The organism is Roseibium sp. AS2 (genome assembly GCF_038900065.1).
Classification (GTDB): domain Bacteria; phylum Pseudomonadota; class Alphaproteobacteria; order Rhizobiales; family Stappiaceae; genus Roseibium.
Window position 1 is genome coordinate 360516 of the sequence record NZ_JBBMQN010000005.1, and the last position, 13567, is coordinate 374082.

The 13567-nt window shown below is 61.4% G+C and carries 11 protein-coding genes; 8 read left to right on the forward strand and 3 right to left on the reverse strand.

Features of this window, described 5'->3' with window-relative positions:
* Positions 1 to 288: 288 nt before the first annotated feature.
* The 3 genes from rpiA (at position 289) to gor (ending at position 3209) form a co-directional block, all read left to right on the forward strand.
* On the forward strand, positions 289 to 981 hold the full coding sequence (gene rpiA, locus WNZ15_RS16785) for a ribose-5-phosphate isomerase RpiA (protein ID WP_342894143.1): 693 nt from the start codon (positions 289 to 291) through the stop codon (positions 979 to 981).
* 51 nt (positions 982 to 1032) lie between these two features.
* Complete coding sequence (locus WNZ15_RS16790; RefSeq protein ID WP_342894144.1) at positions 1033 to 1551, forward strand: DUF2059 domain-containing protein; 519 nt, start codon at positions 1033 to 1035, stop codon at positions 1549 to 1551.
* Positions 1552 to 1832: 281 nt separating this feature from the next.
* Positions 1833 to 3209 (forward strand): glutathione-disulfide reductase, encoded by a 1377-nt coding sequence (gene gor / locus WNZ15_RS16795; RefSeq protein ID WP_342894145.1) that lies wholly within the window; start codon positions 1833 to 1835, stop codon positions 3207 to 3209.
* A gap of 83 nt (positions 3210 to 3292) precedes the next feature.
* Here gor and WNZ15_RS16800 read toward each other — a convergent pair whose 3' ends face one another.
* A complete protein-coding gene (locus WNZ15_RS16800; RefSeq protein ID WP_342894146.1) occupies positions 3293 to 4819 on the reverse strand; it encodes a diguanylate cyclase in 1527 nt (508 codons plus the stop codon).
* Between the two features lie 377 nt (positions 4820 to 5196).
* Positions 5197 to 6408: an aminotransferase class V-fold PLP-dependent enzyme gene (locus WNZ15_RS16805; protein ID WP_342894147.1), complete on the reverse strand. Its 1212-nt coding sequence runs from the start codon at positions 6406 to 6408 to the stop codon at positions 5197 to 5199.
* A gap of 53 nt (positions 6409 to 6461) precedes the next feature.
* Between WNZ15_RS16805 and WNZ15_RS16810 the strand changes: the two genes are divergently transcribed.
* The gene (locus WNZ15_RS16810) at positions 6462 to 7061 is read left to right on the forward strand and encodes a gamma-glutamylcyclotransferase family protein (protein ID WP_342894148.1); all 600 of its coding nucleotides are present in this window, start codon (positions 6462 to 6464) and stop codon (positions 7059 to 7061) included.
* A 21-nt stretch (positions 7062 to 7082) separates the two neighbouring features.
* Here WNZ15_RS16810 and WNZ15_RS16815 read toward each other — a convergent pair whose 3' ends face one another.
* On the reverse strand, positions 7083 to 7814 hold the full coding sequence (locus WNZ15_RS16815) for a VIT1/CCC1 transporter family protein (RefSeq protein ID WP_342894149.1): 732 nt from the start codon (positions 7812 to 7814) through the stop codon (positions 7083 to 7085).
* Positions 7815 to 8102: 288 nt separating this feature from the next.
* On the opposite strand from WNZ15_RS16815, the gene WNZ15_RS16820 reads away from it, so the two are divergent.
* The 4 genes from WNZ15_RS16820 to WNZ15_RS16835 all read left to right on the forward strand — a co-directional run bounded on the left by WNZ15_RS16820 (position 8103) and on the right by WNZ15_RS16835 (position 13558).
* Positions 8103 to 9485, forward strand: a complete 1383-nt coding sequence (locus WNZ15_RS16820; protein ID WP_342894150.1) for a 3-deoxy-7-phosphoheptulonate synthase class II — start codon at positions 8103 to 8105, stop codon at positions 9483 to 9485.
* Positions 9486 to 9662: 177 nt separating this feature from the next.
* Positions 9663 to 10190: a response regulator gene (locus tag WNZ15_RS16825; protein ID WP_342894151.1), complete on the forward strand. Its 528-nt coding sequence runs from the start codon at positions 9663 to 9665 to the stop codon at positions 10188 to 10190.
* Positions 10191 to 10301: 111 nt separating this feature from the next.
* Complete coding sequence (locus WNZ15_RS16830; protein WP_342894152.1) at positions 10302 to 11969, forward strand: NAD+ synthase; 1668 nt, start codon at positions 10302 to 10304, stop codon at positions 11967 to 11969.
* A 374-nt stretch (positions 11970 to 12343) separates the two neighbouring features.
* The gene (locus WNZ15_RS16835; RefSeq protein WP_342894153.1) at positions 12344 to 13558 is read left to right on the forward strand and encodes an MFS transporter; all 1215 of its coding nucleotides are present in this window, start codon (positions 12344 to 12346) and stop codon (positions 13556 to 13558) included.
* The last annotated feature ends 9 nt before the right edge of the window (positions 13559 to 13567 follow it).

Below are 13567 nucleotides of genomic sequence, written 5' to 3' on the forward strand. Positions count from 1 at the left end.
AGGCAAGTCTTTGATGGTATTGTTATTTTTATCATGCTGTCTTGATTTAAGTCGAAGGATGTTCATTGGGCTATGTGCTTTCCGGTCCCTGGACATTTCGAAGCATTATTGAACTTCTATCTAAAGTGAGTGTTAATAAACTCCACAATTCGACATGGGGTGCGGGTTTCCCCGGCGAAGTGGGGAATGCCACTGGACCGGCGGATACCGGCCATGTTAAGCACCCGGCGGCCTGATGAAGATCAGCGGCGGCTACCTGTCAGCCAGCCGGGGCCCAAGGGATCGTGAATGAGCGAACAGTACAAGAAACAGGCAGCGGAGCGTGCCGCCGAAGACGTCACCTCCGGAATGCGGATCGGGATCGGCACAGGCTCGACAGCGGAGTTTTTCGTTCATGCGCTCGCGCACCGCGTGGCCGGCGGCCTGGACGTGATCGGTGTGCCGACATCGGAGCGCACACAGGCGCTGGCCTCCAGCCTCGGCATCCGCCTCACGACCCTCGACGAATTGCCGGAACTGGATCTGACCGTGGACGGCGCCGACGAACTGGATCCGCGTCTTGCCCTGATCAAGGGCGGCGGCGGAGCGCTGCTGCGCGAGAAGATCGTCGCCAGCGCATCGGCTCGAATGATCGTGATTGCAGACGAAAGCAAACAGGTCGAGACGCTTGGGCAGTTTCCGCTCCCCATAGAAGTCGTGCCTTTCGGACTGGAAGTGACCCGGCGTGCCATCTTGAAGGTCCTGGCGGATCTTGCGCTGCCGGGCGAGCTGGATCTGAGGGGAGGGCCCGACGATCCGTTCAGGACAGATGGCGGGCACTTCATTCTGGACGCTCGTCTTCGTGAGATCGCGGATGTGCGCGCGCTGGCCGACCGGCTGGTCGCGATACCGGGCGTTGTCGATCATGGCCTTTTCATCGATCTTGCAACAAAGGCTTACGTGGCCGGCTCGGATGGGGTAAAGACCGTTCTGCCCATCTGAACAATGTGTTCGGCTTTTTGACCGTTTTGAAAGCCGCCTAGGAGTAGAAAAATGAATCTTATCAAATCTTTCCCGCGGGCAGCTGTTTTGGGCGCAGCCATGATGGCCGCAGGTTTCCTGACAGGCAGCGTCACAGCGCAGGAAGATGAACTGTCGGAAAGCCATATGGCCGCGGCCAAGAAAGTGGCGCTGGCAACCAAGATCCTCGAGCCGTTCGACGATATTCTGCCGATCCTTGCAGAACAGACCCGGACCGCCTTCATCCAGTCCGATCCGGCCCGCGCCGAAGAGGTCATCGAGGTGACACAGGACGTCGCCCTCAAGCTGGCCGGAAACAGGTCCGAGCTGAACGACCAGGTCTACAGGGTCTGGGCGCACAGCTTCACGGAAGAAGAGCTCAATCAGCTGGCTGAGTTCTACAACACCGAACTGGGCCAGAAACTGACGACGACGGTTCCCAGCATCACTCAGTTTTCCGTTGCTGTCGCACGCGAATGGCAGGACAAGATCTCCACCGAGATGGTGACCATGGTCCAGGAAGAACTTGCCAAACGGAACGCGGCTGAGTGAAACCGGCCGTCAGCGGGGTCATCGCCTGCGCGGATGACCTGCGCGGGCACCGCACGAACAGGTGATGCCCGGTGTGAATCCGGCGTTGTGGGCCGCGCAAGCGGCCCAATTCTTTTTGTCGGGCGGAAAACCCGCCTGTGTACCGGGAGATCCCGGCCCGTGGCATTCGGGCGTCGGGGCTTGCAAGACGGATCCGGCTGCCTATGTGGGACGGACGCCTTGCGGCCCCGCACTGGCGACCGGGCCGGCCGGCAGATGCCGTCAAGACTGAAGAGGCGTTCATGAGCGACTACGATTACGACCTATTTGTTATTGGCGGTGGTTCCGGCGGTGTCCGCGCCGCACGGATCGCGGCTACCCATGGCGCCCGGGTCGGGATTGCCGAAGAGTACCGCTACGGCGGCACCTGCGTGATCCGCGGCTGTGTGCCCAAGAAGCTTTTCGTCTACGCATCCAAGTTCTCCGAGGAATTCGAGGATGCCGAAGGGTTTGGCTGGACCGTCGGCGAGCGGGGTTTTTCCTGGCAGAAACTGATTGCCGCGAAGGATCAGGAGATCACGCGTCTTGAAGGTATCTACCGGCGAAATCTGGAAAAGACCGATGTCGAAGTTCATGACAGCCGCGCTGTCATCGAGGACGCCCACACGGTGTGCCTGCTGACGACCGGCCAGAAGATCACGGCGAAACACATTCTGGTCGCGGTCGGCGCATCGCCGAATGTCGATACGGACCTGCCGGGTGCCGAACATGTGATCACGTCAAATGAAGCGTTTCATCTGGCTGAATTGCCGGACCGGATCGTGGTCGCCGGCGGTGGCTATATCGCCGTGGAGTTTGCCGGCATCTTCAACGGTCTCGGTGTCGAGACGACCCTGATCTATCGCGGTGAGGAAATCCTGCGCGGCTTCGATCAGGATCTGAGAGCCACCGTTCGTCAGGAAATGGAGAAGAAGGGCATCCGGGTCATCCGGGAGGACACGTTTTCCCGGATCGAAAAACGGTCTGACGGTTCCCTGGTTGGGCACACCAAGGGCGGACTGGAGCTGAAAGCCGATCAGATCATGTTCGCGATCGGCCGGAACCCGCATACCCGCGAACTGGGACTGGAAAAAGCCGGCGTGGACATGGACGCTTCCGGGGCCATCAAGGTCAGCGCGGATTCACGCACGAACGTCGCATCCATCTATGCGGTCGGCGACGTGACCAATCGGGCGAACCTGACACCGGTCGCAATCCGCGAAGGCCATGCCTTCGCCGACACGGTCTTCGGCGACAATCCCTGGACCGTCGACCACAGCCTGATCGCCACGGCGGTTTTCTCGCAGCCGGAAATGGGCACTGTGGGACTGACGCAGGACCAGGCACTGGAGCGCACACCGAACCTCGACATATACAAGTCGAGTTTCCGGCCGATGAAGCACACCCTGTCGGGCCGTGACGAAAAGATGCTCATGAAGATGATTGTCGACGCCGACAGCCAGAAGGTGCTCGGCGTTCACATCGTCGGACCGGACGCGGGTGAACTGGCCCAGATCCTGGGCGTCACGCTGCAGATGGGAGCCACCAAGGCCGATTTCGACAAGACAATCGCCGTCCACCCGACAGCGGCCGAGGAACTGGTCACCATGCGCGAGCCAACCGAGCGCTTGCGCGGATAAGCGGTCCGGGCCGGCAGCGCTTGGCGGTGCCCAGACCAGCCTCGACTATCAGGACCCTGATTGATGGGGTGTTGAGGCTGGAATTATCCGGCAGGGCGTCCTGAGGCCGAGCGTAGCGGCGCTGCCTCGGGATCGTCGGCCTGATGCGGTATGTCCGAATAGAATGAAAACCGGTTGCGGCCCATTTTCTTGGAATGATAAAGGGCCGCATCCGACTGTATGATCATTTCTTCGGAAGTGGAGCCGTCCACAGGGGCGATCGCCACTCCGGCGCTCAGACCGACACGCGCTACCGTCCCGTCCGCCAGCGGCACGGGTTTGCTTCCCGCGGCGACCAGGGCCTCGCACAGTGGCACCAGAGAGTCCCTGGCGACCGGCCCTCTGTAAATCACCATGAATTCATCGCCGCCGACGCGGCAGACCAGTCCGGGTTTGCCCACGGCCGCGGTCAGCCGTTCGGCCATGGCCTGGATGACCGCATCACCGGCCGCGTGGCCAAACGTGTCATTCACCGCCTTGAACTTGTCGAGATCGCAATGAATGACGGTGAACGGTTTATCGGGCAGCAATTTGATCGCGTTTTCCAGCACGCGGTTGAATTGCAGTCTGTTGGCGAGACCCGACAAGGTGTCGTGCAATGCGAGATGACGGTTCTGGCGCTCGCTTGACTGGAGCGACGAGGTCAGCTGACCGATCCGCCATGCAATTCCGAAGGCAAGCGCTCCAAGTGCGACGCTGAGCAGCACGATCACCGGAATGATCGTCGGCCAGATTGAATCGCCGACGCTCTGGCTTGTCCATGTAAAGGCCCCGAACGGAGTTCCGTTCAGGTCGGATACCATGTGACGCGGGCCGTCAATTTGCAGGTTTTCTGTTTCGACGAAATCGAAATTCATGAATTCGAGCTGACTGTTCAACTGTTTGAGCAGAAGGTCATCGATGTAAAGCGCCGACAGGAGCATGGTCGGAGAGCCATCCGGAAGCGTGCTCTTGTAGGCATCCGGCATAATCGGCATCGCACCGAAAATGGCCGGTTTGCCGTCAATTCTGACAAAGCCCATAACGGAGTAATTGCTCGGATCGACCCCTTGCAGGGAACTGTGGCCGAACCCGCTGGGCACCCGCACGAGATTGCTCTGAAACAGTTCTTTCTGTTTCTCGAAGATGACTTCCAGTTCGGGCGTCTCGGCGATGGGGCGCTCGATGATGTGGGTGTAGTCTTCAAAGGACTCGGCGAGCACTTTGCCGCTGCCCGATATCAGCATGACCTTGCTGTGCCGGTATGTCGCCCAGAGCGTGTGAAAGCTGGCGCGCGCGTAGTTCTGATCCAGCGTGCGGACCAGTTTTCTGACGGAGTCGTCCGACGCGGCAATGGTGATCTGTTCGCGGACGATCGCGCGCATGTGATGTGCAAGGGTGCTGTGGAACAGGCTTTCTTCGTTGGCCACGGTCTGCTGGCGCGAGGCGTGCGAGGCGACCACTCCGACAAAAAGCAGCGAGACAGAGGTGACGGCAATCAGCAAGGCTGCCAGGATAAACGCGAGCCTTGAGATTTGTTGCCGTGGAACATTGACGGGCTGATCACTGTATCTGCGCCGAAATTCCGTCAAGCTGTGACCTTTATAGTTAAAAGTGACATTGTCGTAGTCTGAAGTTGAAGCGGCTAAGTGATTGTAGGCGTGAATACATTAACAAGTCGTGGGAATATTGAAAAAGATGGCCGGGAAATCTGGACTGTAACTTCCTGATCATCAATCAGGGGATGTGCTTCGGAGAAGGACTTGAAAACGCCCCAGGTGTGATTTCCGAGAAAGTTGGCACTTTCTGTTGAAGGTCCGGGACCGGTTGGTGACCGGGCAGACGCAGTTTCGGGAGCGAAGGCATCACCAAACCGCGCCGGCGATCCCGGACGTGTTCTTACTGTCGGGAGCACGCCGTTCAGCGATACCATCAGACGTCCTCCTGCCGGATCTGTTCCGGTCCGCGTTCAGAGAGACACCGGACCCTGGCCGGATTTTCCGAGCGCCTTGATGAAGTGTTCGATCTCATCCTCGGTATTGAAGGCATGCAGGGACGCACGGATCACCGCGTCGAGGCCGCGATGGGGAAGATCTATCCGTGAGGAACTCGCCTTGCTGACCGAGACGTTGATCCCGGCTTCGGACAGGCGCGCCTTGGTGTCGCCGGGGTCCTCTCCGTCCAGTGTGAAAGTGACGATGCCACCCTTGCGGCGCCCCTTGTCATGCAGGGCGACCCCTTTGATCGCGGAGAGTTCGGACCGCAACTGCGCTCCCAGGGCGCAGATCCGGTTGCCGATACGCTCCATGCCGAACCCGATCGCGTAGGTGGCGGCAACGCCCAGGCCGATCTGGCCGGCAACATAACGTTCCCACGTCTCGAAGCGGCGCGCATGTGGGACCAGTTCATAGGTCTCGTCATCGGTCCAGACTGCGGACTGAAGGTCCACGAAGGGCGGTTCCAACTGGTCGAGCACTTCGTCGCCGACATAAAGGAACCCGGTGCCGCGCGGGCCCCGCAGATATTTTCGTCCGGTTCCCGAAAGCATGTGACAACCGATGCTGTCGACCGCGAGCGGGATCTGCCCGACGGACTGACACGCATCCAGCAGGTACAGGACACCGGCCGCGCGGGCAATCTCGCCAACGTCTTCGGCCGGATTGATCAGCCCGGAAAACGTGGGGACATGGGTCAGGGCAATCAGGCGGGTCCGGGGCGTGAGAGACGCCTTGAGGGCGGCGAGATCGATCTGGCCGAACTCGTCGTCTTCGATGACGTCGATCTCGATGCCCTTGCGCCGTTTCATCTGCAGCAGGGCAAAGAAATTGGACACATACTCGGAGCGGCCGGTGACCACCCGGTCGCCTTCGCGAAAATCGATGCCGTAAAAGGCCATGTCCCAGGCGCGGGTGGCATTCTCGATATAGGCGATTTCATGGGGTTTGCAGCCGATCAGAGCGGCGATCCCTGTGTAGAAAGTGTCCAGTGCCAGGGTTGCTGCCGCTGCCGCTTCATAGCCGCCCAGACTGGCTTCCAGATCGAGATGCTGCTTGACGGCGCTCAGGACCGGCTCGGGAGCCAGTCCCGTGCCTGCGTTGTTAAAATGGATCCGCTGCCGTACACCGGGAGTGTCCTGCCTCAGGCTCTCGATGTCCTGGAGGGAAAGGGAAGGAACAATCATGAAAACTCCCGATACTGGAATGGGACAATGTACAGACACCGGACAAGCGCCAGATGACGATCACATATTTCGGTTATGGCTCCCTGGTCAATACTGACACGCTGGCCGCCGACGCAGAGGTCACGCCGGGACGCTTGGCGGGGTGGCGGCGTGAATGGAAGATTTGCGGCGAGGGGCCGGACGGGCAGGGGCGCTGTGCACTGTCGGTCCGGGAAGTGCCGGATGGCGCGATCCGGGGCGTGATGGCACGCGAGCCGCGCGCGCGCCTGGCCGACCTGGAGCGGCGGGAAAAGCGCTACGTCAAGGTTGACGCCGTCGGTCATGCCTTCCGCTGCGATGTCAAATCGAAAAGGGGGCCGGACGACCTGTTTCTGTTCAGGGCGGCGCCGGAGCAGTGCCGGTGGGGCTCGGCAACCCACCCCATCCTGCAAAGCTATCTGGATTGTGTGCTGGCGGGATTTTTCCGGTTCTGGGGCGAGGCGGGTGTCGACCATTTTCTCGACACCACCGACGGCTGGCACGTGCCGGTCCTGAAGGATCGCGACCGGCCGCATTATCCAAGACGGATCACCCTTGCTCCGGATCTCGCCGATCTCATCGATAGCAAACTGCGCGCCCATGGCGTGTCATATTTAACGCCGGGCCACGGGTAGGGCGCGCGTGAAGACCCGCGACTAGCCGAGCCATGTCTGCAGGCCGTGGCCCGCGAGAAAGGCAATGGCCGCGGCCACCGTGCCGATGGCGGTGGTTTCCAGACCGCAGGAGATCCAGTGTCGCTGCGACCATCTGGCCCGGAGCGAGCCGATCGCGAAAAAGGCCATCACGGTCAGTCCGGTTGCTGTCGAAGCGCTCGCCGGTACCGGCAGGATGAAGGGCAGCAGCGGAATGGATCCGAACAGGACAAAGGCAGCGAAAGTGTACAAGGCCGCTTTCAGCGGATTTCGGGACGTGTCCGACAGCCCGTATTCACCCTGCATCATTGTCTCTATCCAGGTCGTCTTGTTCGACGAGACCAGGGAGACCAGGGCTTCCAGTTCGTCGCCCTGAAACCCCTTCTGGTGGAAAATCTGGCGGATTTCTTCCCGTTCGCCATCCGGAGCCACGGCGATGTGCTTTTCCTCGATGGCCCTGAGGCGCGCATAATCCTCGTTTTCGGATTTGGAGCCGCTGTAGTTGGCCGCGGCCATGGAAAAGCCGTCGGCGAGCAGGTTGGCGATGCCCAGAATGAGGATCACCTTGGCGGACAGACTGGCGCCCACCGATCCGGCCACGATGGCGAAGGTCGTGACCGCGCCGTCGATGCCGCCATAGACCCAGTCCCTCAGATAACTGGCATCCGGTCCCGAAGACAGGCGGCTGGCAATGTCGGCGGGCCGATGGCTGTGCTCCAGGCGTGGAGTTGGCATATGGCATCCTTTCTCTGGTGCGCCAAGTTGGTACCATTTTCGACCTGTTCGCAATGATCCGTCTCAATGCGTTCTTCCGGGCACTCTTCCGGAGCCTCTTTGAAACGGGTGAAATTTCACGCGGTTTTGCCGTATGATTTGGGAGATTGCCCTGTGGCCTTGGCGACGCATGGCGTGTATAAGGCCGCACGTTTGCTTCGATGAGGCAGATCAGAATGGAAGACTAATTCGCGGACGCCGTGCCTGGGAATTGGAATGACCCTGCGGGTCCAGTGAGGAGTGACGAAAATGGCGGACAAGTGGAGCCCGGACAGCTGGAGATCCAAACCGATCCTGCAGGTGCCGGAGTACCCGGATCAACAGGCCGTGGCGGATGTTGAACAGCGTCTGTCGACGTATCCACCGCTCGTTTTTGCAGGTGAAGCGCGGGCGCTGAAGGCCCAGCTTGCCGACGTTGCACGCGGCAAGGGTTTCCTGCTTCAGGGCGGCGATTGCGCCGAGAGCTTCGCCGAGCACCATCCCGATCATATCCGTGATTTTTTCCGGGTGTTCCTGCAGATGGCGGTTGTCCTGACCTATGCGGCGAGCCAGCCGGTGGTCAAGGTCGGCCGCATCGCCGGACAGTTCGCGAAACCGCGTTCGTCCAATTTCGAGAAAAAGGGCGATGTGGAGCTGCCCAGCTACCGCGGCGACATCATCAACGACATCAATTTCGCTCCGGAAAACCGCATTCCGGATCCGGGCCGCATGGCCATGGCCTACCGCCAGTCGGCCGCGACGCTCAATCTGCTGCGCGCGTTCGCCCAGGGCGGTTTCGCCGATCTCGATCAGGTCCACCAGTGGATGCTCGGCTTCATAACCGACAGTCCCCAGGGACACCGTTACAAGGAGCTTGCCGACCGCATCTCCGAGGCCCTGGCGTTCATGCGGGCCTGCGGCATCGATAGCGGCAGGGTGCCTCAACTGCGCTCGACCGATTTCTTCACCAGCCACGAAGCGCTGCTTCTGGGCTATGAAGAAGCGCTGACCCGGGTCGATTCCACCTCCGGCGACTGGTACGCGACCTCCGGCCACATGATCTGGATCGGCGACCGGACCCGGCAGCCCGATCACGCCCATGTGGAGTTCTTCCGCGGCATCAAGAACCCGATCGGGCTCAAATGCGGTCCTTCGTTGACGCCTGACGGCCTGCTTGAGCTGACCGATCTGCTGAACCCGGAAAACGAGCCGGGCCGGCTGACCTTGATCGCGCGTTTCGGGGCCGACAAGGTCTTCGACCACCTGCCGCAACTGGTGCGGGCGATCGAGCGTGAAGGCAAGTCCGTCGTCTGGTCCTGTGACCCGATGCACGGCAACACCATCACCGCCGGCGGCTACAAGACCCGTCCGTTCGACCGCATCCTGAAAGAGGTCGAGGCCTTTTTCGCGGTCCACCGGGCCGAGGGAACCCATGCAGGCGGTGTTCACGTCGAAATGACGGGCCGCAATGTCACCGAATGTACCGGGGGCGCGCGCGCGCTCACCGCAGAACAGCTCGGCGACCGCTACCACACCCATTGCGACCCGCGCCTGAACGCGGATCAGGCCCTGGAGCTTGCTTTCCTGATTGCCGAGAATTTGAAGACGGAACGCGACGGCCGGCAGGCGGAACCGATGATGGCGAGTGCATAGCACCGGCCTGCACTTACGAGACGTTAACTATAGGGCGGCATTTGCCGCCCTTTTTGTTGCTTTTCGCCTGTTTTTCAAGCGTGAGACGGCCGCGGGTAAGTCTCGCTTAACGCGCCGCGCGATATCTGGTTGTAGGGAAAATCGACGACCGGGATGCGACGAAGGGGAGACGGGGGTTTGCGTGACAAATGGGAATTGTCGGCTGTTTCCTGCATGATTGCGGAAGACAACCCGCATATGCGCACGATCCTGCGCTCCGTCCTGACTGGGTTTGGCATCCGGACGATCTGCGAAGCGAGCGATGGTGCCGATGCACTGGAGCTGGTCGTGGACCGCAGGCCGGACATCGTTCTGTGCGACTGGGTCATGAGGCCGTTCGGAGGCAACGAGTTCCTGCAAATTCTGCGCAAAGACCGTGATCCGGACGTGAGCACGACGCCGGTTCTCGTGGTTACGGCGCATGCCAACCGCAAGACCATTCTGGAGGCCATCGAAATCGGCATCCACGGATTTGTCGCCAAGCCGATCGCTCCCGCCATTCTCTATCGTCACATCGGAGAGATTCTCGACCGCCAGCTCGTTCATGGCCGCACAAAGGGTCTGAGCGAAGCGGGGCAGCAGCCACCGTCGCGCGTCTCCGGTTCGGAAGCTCTGTCCGGTCTTGCCGCGCGCGCGCCCGCCGACGACGGCCTCGCACTGCTGTAGGGAACGGACCCGTATCCGCTTGCGGACAGGCAGTTCTGCCGACAGGGCGATTGCATGCCTTCCAGCTTGCCGCTACACCAGAAAGCCATGTCACTTTCTGGTACACCTCCGATGATTTCAGACCGTTTCAGACTGGCTGTCGCGCAGCTCAACCCGACTGTCGGCGATGTCGCCGGCAATGCCGGCCTCATCCGCGAGGCGCGCCGCGAGGCCGCCGCGCAGGACGCCGACCTTGTCCTGACCTCCGAGCTGGTGCTGGCCGGCTACCTGCCGGAAGACCTCGTCCTGAAACCGGCATTCGTCACGGCCTGCATGGACGCCGCAAGGGCGCTGGCGCTGGAAACCGCGGATGGCGGCCCGGGTCTGATCGTCGGCTCTCCCTGGAGAAGCGAGGAGGGCAAGACCTACAACGCCGTGCTGCTTCTGGATCAGGGCGAGGTGAAGGCGGTCCGCTTCAAGTACGACCTGCCGAATTACAGCGTCTTTGACGAAAAACGTGTCTTCGCCGCAGGACCGCTTCCCGGGCCCGTCGATTTTCGCGGTGTGCGCATCGGCCTGCCGATCTGCGAGGACATCTGGAACGACGAGGTCTGCGAGTGCCTGGAGGAAACCGGCGCCGAGCTGCTCCTGGTGCCGAACGGATCGCCCTACTGGGAGAACCGGGCCGAGGAACGGCTCCAGGTCGTGGTTTCCCGCGTCGTGCAGACCGGATTGCCCCTGATCTACTGCAACCAGCTCGGCGGCCAGGACGAGCTGGTGTTCGATGGCGGCTCCTTCGCCCTGCACGGCGACAGGTCGCTGGCTTTCCAGATGCCGCAGTTTCAGCCGGCGATGGCCATCACCGACTGGACGCGCACGGGCGATACCTGGATCTGCGCCAATGGCCCGGTCGCCAGTCTGCCGGATCTGAACGAGGCCAACTGGCGGGCCTGTGTTCTGGGTCTTGGCGATTACGTGATCAAGAACGGGTTCCCGGGCGTCGTCCTCGGGCTTTCGGGCGGGATCGATTCCGCCGTGTGCGCGGCCATGGCGGTCGATGCCCTGGGCGCCGACAAGGTCCACGCGATCATGCTGCCCTACCAGTATACCTCAAAGGAGAGCATCGCGGACGCGGACGCCTGTGCATCGGCTCTGGGAATCCGCTACGACACGATTCCGATTGCCGAGCCGGTCGCAGGCTTCCGGAATGTGCTGAGCGATCTTTTCGCCGGCACCGATGAGGACACGACAGAGGAAAACCTGCAGTCGCGCACGCGCGGCGTCATCCTGATGGCGGTCTCCAACAAGTTCGGCTGGATGGTGGTGACCACCGGCAACAAGTCGGAAATGTCGGTCGGCTACGCGACGCTCTACGGCGACATGAACGGCGGCTACAATCCGATCAAGGATCTCTACAAGACACAGGTCTATGACCTGGCGGCCTGGCGCAACACCGCGCGCCCGGATGGGCTGTCGGGCCCGGCAGGGGAAGTGATCCCGGCCAACATCATCACCAAGGTCCCGAGCGCGGAACTGCGGGAGAACCAGACCGACCAGGATTCGCTGCCGCCCTACGATGACCTCGATGACATCCTGGAGTGCCTGGTCGAGAAGGAAATGTCGGTTGGAGAAATCGAACGGCGCGGTCACGAGCGGGCCCTGATCCACCGGATCGAACACCTGCTTTATATCGCCGAATACAAACGCCGGCAGGCGCCTCCGGGCGTGAAGATCACCGAGCGGAATTTCGGCAAGGATCGCCGCTATCCGATCACCAACCGGTTCCGGGACCGCTCGTAAGGGCAGGGCGTCACTGCTGTCCGGCGCGAACGTGTCGATGCGCGTTCGCGCGCAGCAAGCGGCGATCCTTTGCGACAGACCTTCGGCCTTTTTCGGGATGAGGGTGAAGAGAGTTGACGGTCTCGAAATAGAAACCGCATGATCCTCATCGTGAGGAGGGGCCCGATTTCCGGAAGCCCCGGAATATCAACACATTGACCCTCGTTCTGAGGTAGGCCGGAGGCCTGACACGGAGAACGGGCCGTCCTCCGCACAAGAACTCGCCAGTCTTTCGGGACGAACCTGGCGTCTCTCCTCAGCACGAAACCGTTTCCGCGATCAATCCTTCCGGCCCACACTTTCCAGACGTTTTTCAAAAGGCGTTTTCAGACCCGATGACCTATTTCACGTTCCTGAGAGACAATGCGCGCTGGCTGTCCGCCAGCTATCTGCTCGCGGTGTTTTCCGGATTTGGACAGACATTCTTCATTTCCCTGTCGGGCGGGGACATCCGGGCCGAGTTCGGCCTCAGCCATGGCGACCTGGGCCTGATCTACATGCTGGCAACGCTCGGCAGTGCCCTGACGCTGCCTTATGCGGGCAAGAGCCTGGACCATTTTCCGGTCCGCTGGATTGCGGCTGTCGTCATGATCGGCCTGGCTCTGTTCTGCCTGATGCTGGCCGGAGCGACGTCCGTCTGGATGATCGCAATCGCGTTTTTCGGCCTGCGCCTGTGCGGGCAGGGGATGATGACACACACCTCCATCACGGCGGCGGGGCGCTGGTTTTCCGCGCAGCGGGGCCGGGCGGTGTCCATCGCGGTGCTTGGATTTCCGACCGCCGAGGCGCTGTTTCCGATCTGCTTCGTGGTGCTCGACAAGGCCTTCGACTGGCGTGGGGCCTGGGCGGTCTCCGCACTGGCCGTTGCCGTGATCGCCATGCCGGTGATCCTGACGCTGCTGGCCCGGGACCGCGTTCCAAGCGCCACCGAAGTGGCCGCCGCCAGGCCCGAGGGGCGGCAATGGACGCGCAAGGAGGTCTTGCGCGACCCGCGTTTCTGGCTGGTCTCTTGCGGCGTCAATGCGCCGGCCTTCATCGGCACGTCGATCTTCTTCCACCAGATCTATCTGGTCGAGTTGCGGGGCTGGACACTGGAACTGTTCGCGACGTCGTTTCTGTTCATGGCATCCGGCGTTGTCGCCGCGTCGCTGGTGATCGGCCAGTTGATCGACCGGTTTTCCGCCCGTCAGTTGTTGCCGTTCACGCTGCTGCCGTTGACGACCGCCTGTTTCGTTCTGGCGCTCTTCCACGCGCCGCTGTCCGCGTTCATTTTCATGACGCTGGTCGGATTGTCCAACGGCTTCAATGGGACCCTGGTCGGTGCCCTGTGGCCCGAGGTCTACGGCACCCGGCACATGGGGGCAATCCGCGCGGTCGCGTTCTCCTGCATGGTGTTCGCTTCCGCGGCGGGGCCGGGGCTGACCGGCTGGCTGATCGACCTGGGCATCCCGTTCGATCTGCAGGTTCTGGGAATGGGCCTCTACTGCCTCGTCTTCTGCGTTGTCCTGGCACTGACGGCGCGGGCGTATCGGATTGGCGAACAATCTTGATTGCAAAGC

Excerpts from the sequence above, each read along its gene's own strand:
- WNZ15_RS16805 (WP_342894147.1), bottom strand. The coding sequence starts at position 6,408 with ATGATTGTTCCTTCCCTTTCCCTCCAGGACATCGAGAGCCTGAGGCAG.
- gor (WP_342894145.1), top strand. The coding sequence starts at position 1,833 with ATGAGCGACTACGATTACGACCTATTTGTTATTGGCGGTGGTTCCGGC.
- WNZ15_RS16790 (WP_342894144.1), top strand. The coding sequence starts at position 1,033 with ATGAATCTTATCAAATCTTTCCCGCGGGCAGCTGTTTTGGGCGCAGCC.
- rpiA (WP_342894143.1), top strand. The coding sequence starts at position 289 with ATGAGCGAACAGTACAAGAAACAGGCAGCGGAGCGTGCCGCCGAAGAC.
- WNZ15_RS16835 (WP_342894153.1), top strand. The coding sequence starts at position 12,344 with ATGACCTATTTCACGTTCCTGAGAGACAATGCGCGCTGGCTGTCCGCC.
- WNZ15_RS16815 (WP_342894149.1), bottom strand. The coding sequence starts at position 7,814 with ATGCCAACTCCACGCCTGGAGCACAGCCATCGGCCCGCCGACATTGCC.
- WNZ15_RS16830 (WP_342894152.1), top strand. The coding sequence starts at position 10,302 with ATGATTTCAGACCGTTTCAGACTGGCTGTCGCGCAGCTCAACCCGACT.
- WNZ15_RS16820 (WP_342894150.1), top strand. The coding sequence starts at position 8,103 with ATGGCGGACAAGTGGAGCCCGGACAGCTGGAGATCCAAACCGATCCTG.
- WNZ15_RS16810 (WP_342894148.1), top strand. The coding sequence starts at position 6,462 with ATGACGATCACATATTTCGGTTATGGCTCCCTGGTCAATACTGACACG.